General features: G+C 73.4%; 13 protein-coding genes. 1 reads left to right on the top strand and 12 read right to left on the bottom strand.

The window, feature by feature from the left end; all coding sequences use genetic code 11:
• Positions 1-59: 59 nt before the first annotated feature.
• The 9 genes from OG618_RS20085 to OG618_RS20045 form a co-directional block, all read right to left on the bottom strand.
• Positions 60-1,091, bottom strand: a complete 1,032-nt coding sequence (locus tag OG618_RS20085; RefSeq protein ID WP_329488908.1) for a PstS family phosphate ABC transporter substrate-binding protein — start codon at positions 1,089-1,091, stop codon at positions 60-62.
• A 448-nt stretch (positions 1,092-1,539) separates the two neighbouring features.
• Complete coding sequence (locus OG618_RS20080; RefSeq protein WP_329488907.1) at positions 1,540-1,947, bottom strand: hypothetical protein; 408 nt, start codon at positions 1,945-1,947, stop codon at positions 1,540-1,542.
• The gene (locus OG618_RS20075) at positions 1,934-2,350 is read right to left on the bottom strand and encodes a YegP family protein (protein ID WP_329488906.1); all 417 of its coding nucleotides are present in this window, start codon (positions 2,348-2,350) and stop codon (positions 1,934-1,936) included. Before OG618_RS20075 ends, OG618_RS20080 begins: the two co-directional genes overlap by 14 nt.
• 206 nt (positions 2,351-2,556) lie before the next feature.
• The gene (locus OG618_RS20070) at positions 2,557-4,365 is read right to left on the bottom strand and encodes a GAF domain-containing protein (RefSeq protein WP_442906832.1); all 1,809 of its coding nucleotides are present in this window, start codon (positions 4,363-4,365) and stop codon (positions 2,557-2,559) included.
• Between the two features lie 26 nt (positions 4,366-4,391).
• Complete coding sequence (cydD, locus tag OG618_RS20065; protein ID WP_329488905.1) at positions 4,392-7,934, bottom strand: thiol reductant ABC exporter subunit CydD; 3,543 nt, start codon at positions 7,932-7,934, stop codon at positions 4,392-4,394.
• 3 nt (positions 7,935-7,937) lie between these two features.
• The gene (gene cydB, locus OG618_RS20060; protein WP_329488904.1) at positions 7,938-8,963 is read right to left on the bottom strand and encodes a cytochrome d ubiquinol oxidase subunit II; all 1,026 of its coding nucleotides are present in this window, start codon (positions 8,961-8,963) and stop codon (positions 7,938-7,940) included.
• An 80-nt stretch (positions 8,964-9,043) separates the two neighbouring features.
• Positions 9,044-10,588, bottom strand: a complete 1,545-nt coding sequence (locus OG618_RS20055; protein WP_329488903.1) for a cytochrome ubiquinol oxidase subunit I — start codon at positions 10,586-10,588, stop codon at positions 9,044-9,046.
• Between the two features lie 341 nt (positions 10,589-10,929).
• Positions 10,930-11,313 (bottom strand): VOC family protein, encoded by a 384-nt coding sequence (locus OG618_RS20050; RefSeq protein WP_329488902.1) that lies wholly within the window; start codon positions 11,311-11,313, stop codon positions 10,930-10,932.
• Between the two features lie 179 nt (positions 11,314-11,492).
• Positions 11,493-12,380 carry an oxidoreductase gene (locus OG618_RS20045; RefSeq protein WP_329488901.1) on the bottom strand — a complete coding sequence of 296 codons (888 nt, stop codon included), beginning with the start codon at positions 12,378-12,380 and terminating at the stop codon, positions 11,493-11,495.
• 57 nt (positions 12,381-12,437) lie between these two features.
• Here OG618_RS20045 and OG618_RS20040 point away from each other — a divergent pair, with 57 nt between their 5' ends.
• Positions 12,438-13,115: a helix-turn-helix transcriptional regulator gene (locus OG618_RS20040; RefSeq protein ID WP_329488900.1), complete on the top strand. Its 678-nt coding sequence runs from the start codon at positions 12,438-12,440 to the stop codon at positions 13,113-13,115.
• On the opposite strand, the gene OG618_RS20035 is transcribed toward OG618_RS20040, so the two are convergent.
• The 3 genes from OG618_RS20035 to OG618_RS20025 form a co-directional block, all read right to left on the bottom strand.
• Complete coding sequence (locus OG618_RS20035; RefSeq protein ID WP_329488899.1) at positions 13,093-13,704, bottom strand: Uma2 family endonuclease; 612 nt, start codon at positions 13,702-13,704, stop codon at positions 13,093-13,095. The genes OG618_RS20040 and OG618_RS20035 overlap by 23 nt on opposite strands.
• Positions 13,705-13,828: 124 nt before the next feature.
• On the bottom strand, positions 13,829-15,322 hold the full coding sequence (locus tag OG618_RS20030) for a sensor histidine kinase (RefSeq protein WP_329488898.1): 1,494 nt from the start codon (positions 15,320-15,322) through the stop codon (positions 13,829-13,831).
• Positions 15,323-15,331: 9 nt separating this feature from the next.
• A complete protein-coding gene (locus tag OG618_RS20025) occupies positions 15,332-16,108 on the bottom strand; it encodes a response regulator transcription factor (RefSeq protein ID WP_329488897.1) in 777 nt (258 codons plus the stop codon).
• Between the last annotated feature and the right edge of the window lie 462 nt (positions 16,109-16,570).

Below are 16,570 nucleotides of genomic sequence, written 5' to 3'. Positions count from 1 at the left end.
CGGCCACGGGCCGAAGCCCGTGGCCGCCGGATGGTGCGGGGTGTGATCAGCGGGTGTGATCAGCTGTGGGTGGTGCTGCCGCAGGCCGCCGCCGGGAGGGGCAGGAAGCCGTAGCTCTTGATGTCGTTGGTGCCGTTGGAGCAGATCCAGCCCGAGGGGCCGAAGATCGCGCGCAGCGCGGTGCCGTGGGCGTTGGTGGCGGTCCACTCGGCGTCACGGACGACGTTGTAGACCACGCGGCCGAACGCCGAGGCGGCGAACGGGGCGTTGATGGTGTTGGTGGTGGTGTTGACCGGCACCAGGGTGCCGACGTTGCGCAGGGTCAGGCTGGCCGGGGCGGAGGTCGAGGTGGAGTGGCCGCCCACGGTCTGGGACAGGTACGAGGCCACCGAGTACGGGAAGACGGTGTCGGCGCCGGCCAGGCGGGTGTCGACGCCCTCGTTCTCCTCCGGGCCGTCCTGGACGCAGCTGCCCACGGTCGGGTTGCCGATCGCGGTCAGGAAGAAGGCGCGGGTGCCGGAGCTCGCCTGCGGCAGCCAGGGCTTGATCGTGGCGTTGGTCAGCGAGGCGTTGATCTGCGTCCAGTTGGTGATGGAGCAGTCGTAGATGCCCTTGAGCTGGGCGGCGGTCAGGCTCGCCGGGGCGTGGCCGCCGGAGTTGGCGGACCAGGTCACCGCGTCCTTGGCGAACGCGACGAAGATGTCCGACGCCGGGTCGGTGGACTTCGGGGCACGCGAGGAGCGGGCCACGTCCAGCGCGGAGCCGGAGGTGTTCAGCTCGGTGATGCCGGCGCCGGAGCCGTTCGGGCGGACGATCGAGGAGGCGCCCGACTTCAGCGTGATGTTCGTCGAGCCCGTGGCGTCCCAGCTGTAGTAGCGCGGCGAGGTGGTGTCGCCGATGCTCGTCAGGTAGGCGTTGTAGTCGGTCGAGAACCGGGTCGACACGGCCTGCGTGGTGTCGGAGCCCGCGCTCACGATGTCCTGGGCGGCCGGGGTCACGCTCGGGTCGGCGCTGGCGGTGCCGGCGGCGACGGTGGCGAGCGAGGTGGCGATGGCGGCGACGGCGAGCAGCTTGGCAGCGGTCTTGCGCATGTTCCTGTTCCTCCGGTGGGAGAGAGGTGCATCGCTTGCCCGGGCCCTGGTCGGGGGTCCGGGGCCGGTGGCCACATCCGCGGTGGCCGCTCCGGCAGAGCTGATCCTGTCGGGACGGGCTGTTCCCCCGGAAGGGCCGTCAGTGGCGGCCGGCGATTGTCGACTCATCGGTTCGGACAGGTTTAGTGACTGGTCAGCCCGGCCGCAGCGGGGTGGAAAGCCGCAGGTCGGAGGCCGATGACGTTCTTCTCCAGGTGGCGGCTCGGGGGGTTGCCGGAAACCTGCGCTTCACCGGACCTGGGGGAACGGGCGCGGACGGGGCCAGAGCCGGGGCCGGGCTCGCCGGGCGCGGACGGCGGGACGCACGGCATCCCGGCCGGCCGGAACGGGGGTCTGACGAGGCGCCATCCGCGTCGGCCGTCAGGGCGCCGCGCACCGGGCGAGGGTACTACCAGGGCCGGCGGGCGTCCCGGCCGGTTCTGCGGAGCTCCTGGCCGATCCACTGGAGCCCGGCCAGGAAGCCGTCGACGCCCGCCCGGCACTGGTCGCGCCGGAGGTAGCCGCGGGCGCTGCGGGCGATCGGGCCGGCCTCGACCACGCCTGGCCGGGTGCTGCGCACCGGGAGCTGGGCGGTCCAGACCCAGAGCCGGGCCTCGGACTGCCCGACGGTACACCGCAGGGCGGCCCGCTCGATGATCAACTCTCTTACCGCGTCGGCGAGTTCGTCCTCGCTGCGATAGGTGCGGACGCCGACGCCGAGCTGTCTCCCGTTGGCGGCGCGCAGCGACCAGCCGAGGCACCGGTCGGCGGCGGGCACGATCAGCAGGCGCGGACCGCGCCGCTCAGCGGCGGGCATCGGAGGGTCTCAACGGTGCCGCGAGTTCCGGGAATTCGAGGGCGGGCTGCTTGGCCAGCAGCACCACGAACCGGCGGAAGGCGTTCTGGCAGGTCGCGTACCGCTCGTAGGCGCGACTGGAGCGCACCTCGGGGAGCAGGCGCGAACCGGGGACGACCCAGACCCAGCCGATGCCGTCGCGGACGTGGGTGATCCGGGCGACCAGGGCGTCGGCGCCGGCGCGTAACCCGTCGAAGCCGCGCTCGGCGTCCGCGGCCGTCTCGTATCCGGCCGCGGTGACCGCGACGACCCGGCCGTTGGGGGCCTTCAGCTGCCAGCGGTAACGCCCGTCCGGCGCCCGTTCGACCCGGAATCCCCCACGCCCTGCACCTGCTGCGGTGTGACCGCGGTTCGACGCGTCCACTGCTCCCCCAGTCCGGTTCCCTCCGAGACGGGAGTAAAGCTATGTGTGCACACGAGCACGCCGGAAGGGAAGGAAATGCACAACTTGCTCCGTTGGCCGCGAAGTTCTCCCTCGTTAAACATTCACCGACTGCACACCAACCACACGCCCGGCCCCCTCACCGAACTCCCTTGACCGGCACAGACCGTTCGATAGCGCGCGAAGACTCAGAGCCGCGCGGTCCAGCGCACCCGCGTCCCCTTTCCGTACGGACCGGGCTCGTGCCAGGCGTCCCCGCCGAGCACCTCGGCCCGTCGGGTGAGGTTGCGCAGACCGCTGCGGCGGCCGCCGACGGGGATGCCGACGCCGTCGTCCGTCACGGTCAGCAGCACCCCGGGGCGCCCGGCCCGGTCGAGTGACTCCGGGTCACCGCTCACCGGGCGTCCCTCGTCGTCCAGGTGCACGGTGGCGTCGACCTCCACGCCGACCCGCGAGGCCCGTGCGTGCCGGGCCGTGTTGGAGAGCATCTCGCGCAGCGCGGCCAGCAGTTGACGGCCGGTCTTCTCGCCGACCAGGCTCTCCACCGGGCCCGTGAAGGTCACCGAGGGCTTGAAGCCGAGCGCCGCGGCGGCCTGGCTGCCCTCCCGCAGCACCCGCGTCCGCAGGGTGTCCGGCGCGTCGCCGTGGTTGTCGTGCTGGAGCGCGTAGATGGTGGTGCGGACCTCCTGGATGGTGGCGTCCAGCTCGTCCACCGCGTTCCCGATGCCGACCTTCACCTCGGGCACGACCGCGCGCCGGGCGGCGCTCTCCAGCATCATCCCGGTGGCGAACAGCCGCTGGATCACCAGGTCGTGCAGGTCGCGGGCGATCCGGTCGCGGTCCTGGAAGACGGCGAGGCGCTGCTGGTCCCGCTGCCCCTCGGCGAGCCGCAGGGCCAGCGCGGCCTGCGAGGCGAAGGTCTCGGCGAGCTGCTTCTCGGTGTCGGTGAACGGCACCGCGCCGCGCGGGCGCCAGACGCAGAGCCCTCCGAGCACCCGGCCGGCGGCGACCATCGGCACCGCCATCGACGGGCCGAAGCTGCGCGCCAGGCGGATCACCACGGTCGGGTCGCTGGACATGTCGTCGAGGTAGACGCTGTCGCCCTGGAGGAGCCGGGCCCCGAAGCTCTCCTTCGGCAGCAGCTCGCCCTGGACGAACTCCGCGGCCTCGCCGGAGGCGTGCGCCACCCGCATCTGGCCGTCGCCCTCGCCGTCCACGGTCGGCAGCAGGATCATGCCGAGCGCCGCGTCCGCCAGCTCGCGCACCTGCTCGGCCGCGACGGTCAGCGCGACCTCGGCCTCGTCGGCGGAGAGCAGCGCCGTGGTGACGGCGGCCGCGCCCGCGATCCACCGCTCGCGCCGCCGCCCCTCCTCGTACAGCCGGGAGTTCTCGATCGCGACGCCGGCGGCCGCGGCGAGCGCGTGCACCACCTGCTCGTCCTCGGGGGTGAAGGCGCCGCCGCCCTGCTTCTCGGTGAGGTAGAGGTTGCCGAACACCTCGTCACGGATCCGGATCGGCTCGCCGAGGAAGGTCTTCATCGCCGGGTGCTCCGGCGGGAACCCGGAGGAGCGCGGGTCGGTGGCAAGGTCGGTCAGGCGCAGCGGCTCGGGCCGGTCGATCAGGGCGCCGAGGATGCCCCGGCCGGCCGGCAGCTCGCCGATCGCGGCGGCGGTCTCGTCGTCCACGCCGACGTGGATGAAGTCCGCCAGGCCGTGGCCGCCCGGTGCGATCACGCCGAGCGCGGCGTACCGGGCGTCCACCAGCTCGGCGGCGCCGGTGGCGATCCGGTGCAGCGTCGCGTGCAGGTCCAGCCCGGCGCCGACCGACACGACGGCCTCCAGCAGCCGCTGCATCCGGTCGGTGACGGCGGCCGCCGACTGCAGCCGCTCCGCCACCTCGGTGACCAGCGTGTCCAGCCCGAGCGAGGAGATCTCGGGCACCCGGTGGGGCGCCGGGTCGGGAGCGGTGGCGGGTGGCAGGTCTGGCGTGGGGTCCATGGTGTCGAGCGTAGTTTGTACGGTTTTCAGCCGAAGGTCGGCGCGACCACCGGCGGGCGACCGGCTGCGGCGGTGCCCACCGCCACCGGGCCGTCCGCCGCGCGCTCGCGCTCCCACATCGCCCGCAGCCGGCCGCCCGGCTCCGCGACCAGCTCCGACCAGGTGCCGCGTTCGACCACCCGGCCGCCGTCCAGGACCAGGACCTCGTCGACGGAGCCGTCGTCGAGGCCGGCCAGCCGGTGGGTGATCAGCACGGTGCTCCGGCCGGCCGTGGCGGCGAGCAGGTCGGCGGTGAGCGCGTCGGCGGTGGGCAGGTCGAGGTGCTCGGCGGGCTCGTCCAACACGAGCACCGGGAAGTCGGCCAGTAGCGCCCGGGCGAGCGCGAGCCGCTGGCGCTGGCCGCCCGAGAGCCGGGCGCCGTGCTCCCCGACCATGGTGTCGAGGCCCGCCGGGAGGGTGTCCGTCCAGTCCAGCAGCCGGGCGGCGGCGAGCGCGGCGCGCAGCTCCCGCTCGTCGGCCGAGGGCCGGGCCAGCCGCAGGTTCTCCCGCAGCGTGCTGTCGAAGACGTACGCGTCCTGGGCGCAGAGCCCGATCACCCGGCGGACGTCGTCCCCGGCCAGCTCCCGACTGTCCACAGCCTGTGGACGGCCGTCGGCGAACGTGATCCGGCCCGCGGCCGGCTCCAGGAAGCGCAGCAGCGCCTGGGCGAGCGTGGTCTTGCCGGAGCCGGACGGGCCGACCACGGCGATCCGGCGGCCGGCGGCGAGGTCCAGGTCGAGGCCGACCAGCGCGTCCGCCTCCTGTCCGGCGTGGCGGACGGTCAGCCCGCGGACGGTGATCGGCAGCGGCTGCCCGGGCAGGGCCGCCGGGGCGGCGGGCTCGGTGACCGGGGCGGGCGCGTCCAGCACCTCGGCCAGCCGGGCCGAGGCGGTCCGGCTGCGCCGGCGGGCCTGGACGGCGAGCGGCATCCCGGTGACGGCCTCGAAGGCGGCCAGCGGGGTCAGCACGACCACCGCCAGGCAGACCGGCGCCAGCGCACCGCTCTGCACACCCCGGATGCCGACGGCCGCGGCGGCGGCCACCGTCAGCCCGGTGAGCAGCGCGATCAGCCCGGTGCCGAGCGCCGTGGTGGCGGCCGAGCGGGCGGCCAGCCCGGTCAGCGCGGCGTCGGCGGACCGGACGGCGGCCAGCCGGCCCGGCAGCGCCCCGGCCACCGTGAGTTCGGCCGTTCCGGTGAGGGTGTCGACGACGGCGGTGGCCAGCCGGCCGCGGGCCGGGGCCTGCCGCCGCTCGGCACCGACCGACCAGCGGGCGGCCAGCGCGGGCACCACCGCCCCGGCCAGCAGCAGCCCCAGCCCGAGGGCCAGGCCGGCCGCGGGCAGGAAGGCGGCCATCGCCGCCGTCGCGGCCAGCGAGACCACCGCGGCCACCGCCGCCGGCAGCCGCCAGCGCAGGTGGTGGTCCTGGACGGCGTCGACGTCGGCGACCAGCCGGGAGAGCAGGTCCCCGCGCCGGAAGGCCGGCAGCCCGGCCGGGGCCAGCACGGTCAGCCGGCGGTACACGGCGGCCCGCAGGGTGCCGAGGGTGCGCAGCACGGCGTCGTGCGAGACCAGCCGCTCGGCGTAGCGGAACACGCTGCGCCCGATGCCGAAGGCCCGCACCGAGGTGACGGCCATCATCAGGTAGAGCACCGGCGGCATCTCGGAGGCGTAGGAGATGAGGTAGCCGGAGGTGGCCATCAGCGCCACCGCGCAGCCGAGCGCGAGCGCGCCGAGCAGGACGGAGAGCGCCAGCCGGGGCCGTACGGTCGCCGCTCCGGCGGGCTCCTCCGGCGGGGTGTCGGCGGCCGGCACCGGCTCCCCGTCGTGTGCGGGCCGGGGCGGCGCGGCGGCGGCCGCGGGCACCGGCGGCCCCTCCAGCCGGACGAGCCGGTCGGCGACCGCCAGCAGTGCCGGCCGGTGCGCGACCAGCAGCACGGTGCGCGCCGGATCGGCGGTCAGTACCCGGACGGCGTTCACCACGGCCGCCTCCGAGGCGCCGTCCAGGCCGGCGGTCGGCTCGTCCAGCAGCACCAGCGGCCGGTCGTCGGCGAGCAGTACCCGGGCGAGCGCCAGCCGCTGGCGCTGGCCCGCCGACAGGCCGGCGCCGTCCTCCCCGAGCACGGTGGCGAGCCCGTGCGGCAGCCGCCGCACGAAGTCCCGCGCGTGCGCGGATCCCAGCGCCGCCCACAGCTCGTCCTCGCCGGCGCCGGGCCGGTAGAGCCGCAGGTTCTCGGCGACGGTGCCGGCGAACAGGTGCGGGTGCTGCGGCACCCAGGCGATCTGCCGGCGCCAGCTCGCCGGCTCCAGCTCGTCCAGCCGGTACGTCCGCCCGTCGGCGGCGGTGATCCGGACGCTGCCCGCGTCCGGCGCGGTGAGGCCGAGCAGGACGGCGAGCAGGGTGGACTTGCCGGCCCCGCTCGGGCCGGTGAGCGCGGTGGTGGTGCCCGGCCGCAGGGTCAGCCCGGCGGCGTCCAGCGCCGGTGCGCTCCGGCCGGTGTGCAGCACCGTGAGGCCCTCGGCCTCGACGAGGGCGCCGGCGAGCGCGGGGGCGGGGACGGTCCCGGCCGGCGGCAGCGGGGTCTCCAGCACCGCGAAGAGCTCGTCGGCCGCGGTCAGCCCCTCCACGCTGGAGTGGTACAGCGCGCCGACCTGGCGGATCGGGAAGTAGACCTCGGGCGCCAGGATCAGGATCAGCAGCCCGGTCTCCAGGTCGAGCGTGCCGTCCACCAGCCGGAAGCCGATGGAGACCGCGACCAGCGCGACCGACAGGGTGGAGAGCAGCTCCAGGGCGAACGAGGAGATGAAGGCGATCCGCAGGGTGCGCAGGGTGGCCCGGCGGTAGTCGGCGGTGATCCTGGCGACGGTGGCGGCCTGGGTACGGGCCCGGTTGAACACCTTGAGCGTGGGCAGGCCGGCGACCACGTCCAGGAAGTGGTGCGAAAGCCGCGAGAGGGTCTCCCACTGCCGGTCCATCCGGCTCTGGGTGGCCATCCCGATCAGCGCCATGAAGAGCGGGATCAGCGGCAGCGTCCCGGCGATGATCGCGGCCGAGGTGAGGTCGGCGCCGACGACCCGCAGCAGCACGATCACCGGGACGACCACGGCGAGCGCCAGTTGCGGCAGGTAGCGGGCGAAGTAGTCGTCGAGCGCGTCGACGCCCCGGGTGGCGAGGGTGGTGAGTTCGCCGGTGCGCCGGCCCGCCAGGTGGGCCGGGCCGAGCGCGGTGGCGTGGTCGAGCAGCCGGCGCCGCAGGGTGGACTTCACCCGGGCCACCGAGCGGTGCGCGGTGAGTTCGGTGAGCCAGCCGACCAGCCCCCGGCCGACCGCCGTCAGCGCCAGCCAGAGCAGCGGCGCGGCCAGCTCGTCGAGGCCGGCCCGCTGCTGGAAGCCGCGGACGACGATCTCGGCGATCAGGCTCGCCTGGGCGACCACCAGGGCCGCCCCCGCCCCGCCGAGCAGGACCGATCCGGCGAGGAAGGCGCGGGTGGTGCGGGCGTACCCGAGCAGTCGGGGGTCGACGGGCTTCACGGCTCAGCCCTGGTCGAGCGCGGCGGCCGGGTCGTGCCCGGGGATGTGCTGGACGCCGATCCGCTTGCGGAAGACCCAGTACGTCCAGCCCTGGTAGAGCAGCACGAGCGGGGTGAAGACGGCCGCGACGATCGTCATCAGCTTCAGCGTGTACGGCGAGGAGGCGGCGTTGGTGACGGTCAGGCTCCACTCCGGGTTCAGGGTGGACGGCATCACGTCCGGGAACAGCGAGAGGAAGAGCATCGCGACCGCGGCCACGATGGTTGCCCCGGAGAGGACGAACGCCCAGCCCTCGCGGGCCAGTTGGTTGGCCACCAGGGCGCCGACCAGGGCCAGCACCGCGACGGCCAGGACGGCGAGGCTCCAGCCGTTGCCGTGGTCGGCCTGGGTCCAGAGCAGGAAGGCCAGTGCCAGCACCGCCGTCACCAGGCCGAGTCGCAGCGCCAGGGCACGGGCCCGGTCGCGGATCTCCCCGACCGTCTTCAGTGCGGCGAACACCGCGCCGTGGAAGGTGAAGAGGGTGAGCGTGACCAGTCCGCCGAGCAGCGCGTACGGGTTGAGCAGGTCCCAGAAGCCGCCGACGAAGTTCTTCTGCGCGTCGATGTCGACGCCGCGGACGATGTTGGCGAAGGCCACGCCCCAGAGGAAGGCCGGGAGCAGTGACGTCCAGAAGATGGCCTCCTCCCAGTTCCGCTGCCAGCGCGCGTCGGAGCGCTTGGCCCGGTACTCGAAGGCGACCCCGCGCACGATCAGGCAGACCAGGATCACCAGCAGCGGGATGTAGAAGCCGCTGAACAGCGTCGCGTACCAGTCCGGGAAGGCCGCGAAGGTGGCGCCGCCGGCGGTGAGCAGCCAGACCTCGTTGCCGTCCCAGACCGGGCCGATGGTGTTGATCAGCACCCGCCGCTCGGCGGTGGAGCGGGCCAGCGGCTTGGTGAGGATGCCGATGCCGAAGTCGAAGCCCTCAAGGAAGAAGTAGCCGATCCACAGGACGGCGATCAGGACGAACCAGACGTCGTGGAGTTGCATGTCGGATCCTCAGTAGTCCTCGGTAGTCCGCGGTGGGGCTCGGTGAACCGGGCGGGCCCGGTGGCTCGGGGGGCCCGGGCTCAGTAGGCGAAGGCGAGCGGCTTGTCCGCGTCCTCGTCCGGGGACGGGCCGCGCAGCGTCGGGTCCTCGGTGGGCGGCCGCTCGGAGGTGACCGGCCCGGCCTTGGCGTACTTGACCAGCAGCCGCACCTCGATGACGGCGAGGATCGCGTACAGCACGGTGAAGGTGGTCAGGGCCCCGATCTGGGTCCCGATGCCGACGTTGGGCGACACCGCGCTCGCGGTGGTCATCAGCCCGAAGACGGCCCACGGCTGGCGGCCCATCTCGGTGAAGATCCAGCCGAAGCTGTTGGCGATCAGCGGGAACCCCATGGTGAGGATGCCGATCCGCCAGCTCCACTTGGTGAGGGCCGGGCCGAGTTCGCGCTTCGGCAGCAGCATCAGTCTCGGCACCTCGGTGTCGCCGGTGCGGAACTCCGGTGCCAGCAGCCACTTCCGCCGGGTGGTCCAGAGCCCGACCACCCCCGCCACGAAGGAGGTCATCCCGAAGCCGATCATGAGACGGAAGCCCCAGTAGGTGACGAAGATGCTCGGGATGTAGTCCTTCGGGTCCCCGCCGTATTTGGCGGCCTCGGCGTTGGCGGTGTCGTTGATGCCGGGGACGGAGGAGCTGAAGTCGCTGTTGGCGAGGAAGGAGAGTATCCCGGGGATCTCCAGCTCGACCGAGTTGTGGCCCTTGCCGACGTCGCCGACCGCGAAGACCGAGAACGGCGCCGGGGCCTGGCTGTCCCAGAGCGCCTCGGCGGCGGCCATCTTCATCGGCTGCTGGCGGAACATCACCTTGGCGAGCGAGTCGCCGCTGAGCGCGGTGCCGAGACCGAAGACCACCGCGAGGACCAGGCCGAGGCGCAGCGAGGTCCGCATCACCGCGACCCGCTTGGGATCGGCGGCCTCCGGCCGGCGCTTGGCCTTCCAGAGGTGGAAGGAGGCGATGCCGACCATGAAGGCCGCGCCGGTGAGGAAGGCGGCGGTCAGGGTGTGCAGGACGACGGTGACGGTGGTGTCCTGGAACAGCACCCGGGCGATGTCGGTGAGCTGCGCCTTCCCGGTGACCGGGTCGACCGAGTAGCCGACCGGGTGCTGCATCCAGGAGTTGGCCGCCAGGATGAAGTAGGCGGAGAGCACGGTTCCGAGCGAGACCATCCACATGCAGGCGCAGTGCAGCTTCCTCGGCAGCTTGTCCCAGCCGAAGATCCAGAGCCCGATGAAGGTCGACTCGAAGAAGAAGGCGATCAGCGCCTCCATCGCGAGCGGGGCGCCGAAGACGTCACCGACGAAGCGGGAGTAGTCCGACCAGTTCATCCCGAACTGGAACTCCTGGACGATGCCGGTGACCACGCCCATCGCGATGTTGATCAGGAAGAGCTTCCCCCAGAACTTCGTGGCGTGGAAGTACTTCTCCTTGTCCGTCCGGACCCAGGCGGTCTCCAGTCCGGCCACGATGGCGGCCAGGCTGATGGTGAGCGGTACGAAGAGGAAGTGGTAGACGGTGGTGATGCCGAATTGCCAACGCGCGATGGTTTCGTGAGCGATTGCCAGTTCCACGTCGCCCTCTCTCCGACCCGACCTCGAAGGTCACTTTCCGGACAAACTTCATCTATAGCTGTAGACCGCTGCGTACCCGTGCAAGCTTGTCCGCTTGTGAACGTGAACACGTTCACAAGGACCAGTATCCATCATGCTTACGAGTGATTTGCAGGCGGGGTGGGATTGACCGGCGATGCCGTGCGCACAGTCTGCGGACCGGCCCTGGCCTGCCACAACGAGCGCCCGGGCGACTCACGGAACGATCTTGGACGATCCGGCGCTTGACATTCGGCCCATCGCCGCGGCACGCGCGACCGTGCCCGGCCGGGTGGTGACCCGGCCGGGCACGGGCCCGGCGCCTAGCGGCTGCCGTAGGGGCGGGTGATGATCTCCATGCCGTGGCCTGCCGGGTCGAAGAAGTACAGCCCCCGGCCGCCGTGGTGGCGGTTGATCTCGCCGGGCAGTTTCAGCTGCGGGTCGGCGTAGTAGGCGATGCCGCCCGCCTCGATCCGGGCGAAGGCGGCGTCGAACTCCTCGTCGGAGACGAGGAAGGCGTAGTGCTGCGGGGCGATCGCTTCCGCCGGGACGGACGCGAAGTCGAGGGTCACCCCGTTGCCCGTGGCGACCGGGACGAACGGGCCCCAGGCCGTCCCGACCTCAAGGCCGAGGATGGCCGCCAGGAAGGCGGCGGATTCCCGGTTGTCCCGGGCGTGAACGATGGTGTGATCGAGCTGGATCGTCATGCTTCGAATGCCTCCGTAAGGCACTCACGGGCTACCTCCATGCCTCACCCGGACGGTGACCGACACGCGATGCCGTACCGGGATCCTAGGCCGCGGCGGCGCCCGCCGACCAGCCCCCGCCGGACCGGTCGGACCGGTCGGACCGGTCCGACCGTCATACCGCTTCGCCCACGCGGGGATCACGGCCGGGCCGGCGCCCCCAGTGCCGCCAACTCCGCCAGGTCCTCGGCGCCCAGCCGCAGCGAGGCGGCCGCGACGTTCTCCTCCAGATGGACCGGCGAGGAGGTGCCCGGGATGGCCAGGATCGAGGGGGAGACCGCCAGCAGCCAGGCCACCATCACCTGTGCCCGGGTGGCGCCGTGCCGCTCGGCCACCCGCTGGAGCGCCGGGTCCTCGGGCACCCCGGAGCCGCCGAGCGGGAAGAACGGCACGAAGGCGATGCCCCGCGCGGTGCAGTCCGCCAGCAGCGCCGCGTCCTCCGCCGAGTGCTCCAGCACGCTGAACCGGTTCTGCACGGCGGTCACCGGGGCGATCGCCTCGGCCTCGGCGAGCTGGGCCGCGTCCACGTTGCTGACCCCGAGGTGCCGGATCAGCCCCTCCTCCCGCAGCTCCGCCAGCGCCGCGAAGGACGTCGCGATCGACCGCAGGCTGGGCATCCGCCGCAGGTAGACCAGGTCGAGCCGGTCCACCCCCAGCTCACGCAGGTTGCGATGGACGGCCGCGCGCAGCTCCGCCGGACCGGCCGGCTCCAGCCAGCTGCCGTCGGGGTTGCGGCCGGGGCCCACCTTGGTGGCGATCACCAGGCCGTCGCGGTACGGGTGCAGGGCCTCGCGGATCAGGCCGTTCGCCGAGACGTCCTCGTGGAAGTAGAACCAGGCGGTGTCGATGTGGTCGACACCGAGCTCGACCGCCCGGCGCAGCACGGCGAGGCTCCGCACGGGGTCGCAGGCCGGGCCGTCCCAGTCGCGGGCGGGCAGCTTCATCGCGCCGAAGCCCATCCGGGCGATCGGCAGGTCGCCGCCGAGCAGGAGGGAGCCGGCGGCCGAGGCGTGGGAGGTGGTCGTCATGTCGGTAAGCCTCCGCCCGGCTCGCCCGTCGCCCGACCGATCTGGCATGTTGCTGCCATGAGCACCGACCCGATCATCACCCTGCACGGCGAGCGGGAGCTCGTCCAGCGGGCCGGCCACCTCTTCGTCGCCTCGCGTGAGGAGTTCCTGGTCGCCGCCACCGACCTGCTGACCTGGTCGTCGGGCGTCAACGCCGCCTTCGCGGAGGGCAAGCGGCCGCACCTCGTCCCCGGGCTCACCATGCGCAAGCTGTACACCCGGCGCGCCCTGGCCGATCCGGAGTCGCACCGGCGGCTGGTGAGGATCGCCGGCACCGGCATCGAGGTCCGGATCAGCGACGGACCGCTCGCGCGCGAGGCGATCATCATCGACCGGCGCACCGCGATCCTGGCCGGCGCCCCCGTACGGGGCGTGCGGACGTACACCGTGGTGCAGTCGCCGGAGGTCGTCGACGGCGTGCGCTCGCTGTTCCGCGCCGCCTGGGAGACCGCCACCGACCTCGCCGACTGTGCCCGGCCGCCGCACCTCACCGAGCAGGCCCGGCAGGTCCTGAGCGCCCTCGCGACCGGCCACACCGACGAGACCGGCGCCCGCCTGCTCGGCCTCTCGCTGCGCACCTACCGCCGCCGGGTCGCCGACCTGATGACGACCCTCGGCGCCACCTCCCGCTTCCAGGCCGGCCTGCTGGCCCGGGAGCTGCTGGAGGACGGCGTCACCCCCGCCGCCCGCCGGTGATCTCCGGCCCGATCACGAACCCCTTCGCGGGCCCCTCCGGCACGAACGCCTCCTCCCCGTACGGCGTCCGGACCGAACGGGCGTAGGCACCGCGCTCGATGTCGGGGCCGGTCAGGACGGTGACGGCGCCGCCGTCGTCGAAGTCGTCGATGATCACGTACACCGGAATGCCGGCGGTCGCGTAGGCGCGGTGCTTGAGGACCACGTCTCGTCGGCGGTTCCTGCTCCCGGGTGACACCGTCTCGACCACCATCGCGAGACCCGAGGCGAGTACGCCCAGCCCTTCAGGGTGCTCGATCTCCTCCAGGTCATCGGGGGCGACGAAGACATCGGGGATCATCACCCTCAAGCCGTGGATGACGTTACCGTCGTTCGCGGGGGCCCAGCCGGTCGCTCGCAACTGGTCGTGCAGCGCCAGCAGCACGCGGCGGTTGATCGTCAGGTGGCGGGTCCCGCCGGTGGGCGACATCTCGATGGCTTCCTCGATGATCTCCGCCCTGAAGCCCTCAGGGACGTCCATCTCCTTCCACACCTGCCACAGCGCCTGGTCCAGGTCCACGACGGTCTCCTCGGCTACGAGCGCGGTCATTGAGACACCTCTTCCCGTCCAGTGTGGTCGGCTCGCGCGATCCGCATCAAGCCGCGGCCGTACGGTCGCACACGACCGGAGACCGGGCGGAGAGAACCAGGGCGGTGCACCCGAACGGGCGGTTTCAGCGCTGGTGGGGGATCTCCACGCGGAAGGTGGCACCGGTGCCGGGGGCGGTGTGGAGGGTGAGGGTGCCGCCGTGGGCGTGGGTGAGCGCGGTGGCGATGGCGAGGCCGAGGCCGGCGCCGCCGCCGTCGTGGCGGCTGCGCGAGGCGTCCACCCGGTAGAAGCGGTGGAACACCCGGACGGCCTGCTCCTCGGTGAGGCCGGGACCGGAGTCGGCGACCTCCAGCAGGCAGAGGCCCTCGGCGGTACCGACGCCGATCCGCACCGGGGTGCCGGGCGGGGTGTGCTTGACGGCGTTGCCGACCAGGTTGGTGACCACCTGACGCAGCCTCGCCTCGTCGCCGAGCACCGGTGCGGGGCCGGGCGCGCCGGTGCCGGACGGACCGGTGAGGGCGACCGGGCGGGACGGGTCGAGGGCGGTGAGGTCGTGCAGGGCGTCCGCCGCGAGGGTGCGCAGGTCCATCGGCGCGAGGTCGAGCGGGCGTTCCTCGTCGAGCCGCGCGAGCACCAGCAGGTCCTCGACCAGGGCGCCCATCCGGACGGCCTCGCTCTCGATCCGGAACATCGTCCGCTTGACGTCCGCCTCGGTGGGCAGCGCCCCCATCCGGTACAGCTCGGCGAAGCCTCGGATGCCGGCCAGCGGGGTCCGCAGCTCGTGCGAGGCGTCGGCGACGAACCGCCGCATCCGTGCCTCGGACTCGGCCCGGGCGGCGAACGCGGCCTCGATCTGGGTGAGCATCGCGTTGAGGGCGGCGGACAGCCGGCCGACCTCGGTGCGGGTGGCGAGCTCGGGCATCCGGTGCGACAGCTCGCCGGAGGCGATCCGCTCGGCGCCCTCCTCGATCCGGCGCAGCGGCCGCATCCCGGCCCGGACGGCGAAGAAGCCGAGGGCCGCGATCAGCACCAGCACCGCGCCGCCGATCGCCAGGAAGGACGTGCGCAGCCGGGCGACGGTGGCGTCGATGTCCTCCCGGGAGACCGCGACCATCAGGTACGCGGGGGTGGGGGTCGGCACGGCGAAGGCGCTGGGGGGAGCGGGGCCGAGGGCGGGCGGCCGCTGGAGCGGCAGGACGAGCGTGCGCCAGCTGCGCTGGCCGCGCTGGTCGGGCAGGTCGAAGGGGGTGTCCGGGGCGGCGGCCGCCGGGTCGAGACCGGCCAGCTGCGGCGCCGGGTCGTTCTCGGAGACCGGCTGGCGCACCACCTGCTGGACCTTGCCGTCCGCCGAGAGGTACTGGACCAGGTACTGGCTGGGCAGCGCCGCCGCGGGCCGCCTCCCGCCGACCGAGGGCTGCCGGCTCTCCGGCCAGGTCGTCCGGCCGGGGGCGCGGTGCGAGAGCGGTTCGGCGAAGCGCTGCAACTGGTCGTCGAGCCGCTCCACCAGCTGCATCCGGACGGTGCCGAGCACAACGGCGTCACTGACCGCGAGCCCGGTGGTGACCAGGGCGAGGACGAGGACGAGCAGCCGGACGCGCAGCGAGAAGCGGGGGAACACGGGGGGCGGTCAGCTCTGCGGCGGCCGGCGCAGCGCGTAGCCGATGCCGCGGACGGTGTGGATCAGCTTGGGGCCGTGCGCGGGTCCGGAGTCGAGCTTGCGGCGCAGGTAGGAGATGTAGGACTCGACGATGGAGAGGTCCCCGCCGAAGTCGTAGGCCCAGACGTGGTCGAGGATCTGCGCCTTGGAGACCACCCGGCCGACGTTGGCCATCAGGTAGTGCAGCAGCTTGAACTCGGTCGGCGAGAGCGCGACCGGGGTGCCGCCGCGGGTCACCTCGTGGGCGATCGGGTCCAGCGTGAGGTCGGCGACGACCAGCCGGCCGTCCTCGGCGGGGCCGCCGGCCCGGCGCAGGATGGCCCGGATCCGGGCGATCAGCTCCTCCAGGCTGAACGGCTTGGTGACGTAGTCGTCCGCGCCGGCGGCCAGGCCCTGGACCTTGTCGCCGACGCCGTCCTTGGCGGTCAGGAAGAGCACCGGCAGGTGGTCGCCGGGGTGGCCGTGGGCGGGCCCGGCTATCTGGCCCCGGGTGGTCTGCTCGCGCAGCCGCTCGACCACGGTGAAGCCGTCCAGGTCGGGCAGCATCACGTCGAGGACGACGAGGTCGGGGCGTTCGACGGCGATCAGTTCGAGCGCCTCGGTACCGCTGGCGGCGGAGGCGACCCGGAAGCCGGAGAAGCGCAGGGAGGCGGAGAGCAGCTCCCGGATGTTGGGTTCGTCGTCGACGACGAGGAGGAACGCCTCGCCCGGGCCGCCGGCCACGGCGGAGCTGCCAGGTGTGGACACAGTGCCTTGCACGGGGGTTCCGCCTCCCGGTCGGACGATGGCGTTCAGCTTGAGGCTAGCCCGGGGAGGCTATGCGCCGTCGATGAATGTTGGATTAACACCTTAGCGGGCGGATTCGGGCGAACGAGCCCGCGCGGTGGGGCTGGATGGTGTGCGTACGAGCCGGTGGACAGGGCGGAGGCGCCGCGCGGCCGCGGCGCGAAGCCTCCCCGGCCGGGGGCCGGGCGGTTCCGGACCGGGGCGGTCGGTTCCCGGCCGGAGGCCGGGCCGTTCCCCGCCGGTGAAGACCGCGCGTGACCCAGGGTACGGACACACCGCGCGGGCACGGACACCGCGCGGCCCCTGGCCCGGCACGCCACCCGGTCACGGACAGCACAGCGCGCGGCCCGGCCGCCGGAGGAGGTTCGGCCGGGCCGCGCGGGCCTGGGGGCTGCGGGGTCAGCCGCCGGGCCCCCTCCCACC

The sequence above is a fragment of the Kitasatospora sp. NBC_01246 genome, from assembly GCF_036226505.1.
Taxonomy (GTDB): domain Bacteria; phylum Actinomycetota; class Actinomycetes; order Streptomycetales; family Streptomycetaceae; genus Kitasatospora.
The sequence above is the reverse complement of the archived record's forward strand: the minus strand, read 5'-3'. Positions and strand labels throughout refer to the sequence as shown.